The organism is Mycobacterium sp. E2497, assembly GCF_001668695.1.
Classification (GTDB): domain Bacteria; phylum Actinomycetota; class Actinomycetes; order Mycobacteriales; family Mycobacteriaceae; genus Mycobacterium.
In genome coordinates this window covers 1-994 of the sequence record NZ_LZKD01000098.1, presented here as the reverse complement: position 1 = coordinate 994, position 994 = coordinate 1, and the positions used below count along the sequence as shown (strand labels likewise).

General features: G+C 78.6%; 2 protein-coding genes. Both read left to right on the top strand.

Translation table 11 applies throughout. The features are described from left to right. The first annotated feature begins 45 nt into the window (after window positions 1-45). A complete protein-coding gene (locus tag A5713_RS29650) occupies window positions 46-585 on the top strand; it encodes a hypothetical protein (protein ID WP_156751790.1) in 540 nt (179 codons plus the stop codon). Window positions 586-778: 193 nt separating this feature from the next. Then, on the top strand, window positions 779-994 hold a 216-nt coding region (locus A5713_RS29645; RefSeq protein ID WP_197516328.1), incomplete at its 3' end, for a hypothetical protein.

Sequence of the window (994 nt, the reverse complement as noted above, 5' to 3'; positions counted from 1 at the left end):
CGCCACCCTAGCGCGCGAAGTTGAGTGCCTCCGGCAGCCGCGCGAGTGACATTCGTTGATCGCGGGCTACTTGTGGCCGCCGCCACCGCCGCCAGCGTGGCCGCCACCGAAGCCACCACCGCCGCCGCCGAAGCCGCCACCACCACCCAGGCCGCCGCCACCACCCACGCCGCCGCTGCTGTGGCCGCCGCCGAAGCCGCCGAGACCGCCCCCACCGCCCGGGGCGCCGATGCCGCCGCCACCGCCGACGGGTCCGCCGCCATGGCCGCCGCCGAACAGACCACCGGGGCCGGAGGGCACACCGCCGCCGGAACCCGGAGACGGGAGGTGCCCGCCGCCGAGGCCGCCCGGAGCAGAGCCCGGGGGCGACACATGCCCACCACCGAGACCGCCGAGTCCGCCGGGGCCCGAGCCCGGCGGCGGTTCATGCCCACCACCGAGACCGCCCTCCCCTGGCGGGGTCACGTGCCCGCCACCGAGACCGCCGGGGCCCGAGCCCGGCGGCGGTTCATGCCCACCGGTGGCGCCACCCGTGCCCGAACCGGGCGTCGGGACATGCCCGCCGGTCGAGCCGCCCGAGCCTGAGTCGGGCGGCGGGACATGCCCACCGGTGGAGCCGCCGGAGTGCTCGGGGGGTGGCGATGAGCCCTGCCCCGGAGGCACCTGGTGCGGGGGTGACTGCGGCACCGTGCCGCCGACCTGTGGCGGCTCGGGGACGTGCACCGGAGGTTGGGGCAGCACCGGCTGTGGAGGCGACACGCGCGGCGGCGGCACCTGGATGACCGGCGGGCTCACGATCGGGTTAGGCACCGCGACGTGGACCGGCGGCAGTATCACCGGCGCGATCGGCGGGACCACGATGGGCACCGGCACCACCGGAGCGGCCGGAGCGGGGACCGGGGCCGCGGGAATGGGAGGCGCGGCGGGCAGGGGCGCAGGCAGCGGCGCGGCCACCGGCGGACCCATCGGGATGGGCGCCGCCATCGGCACCGGC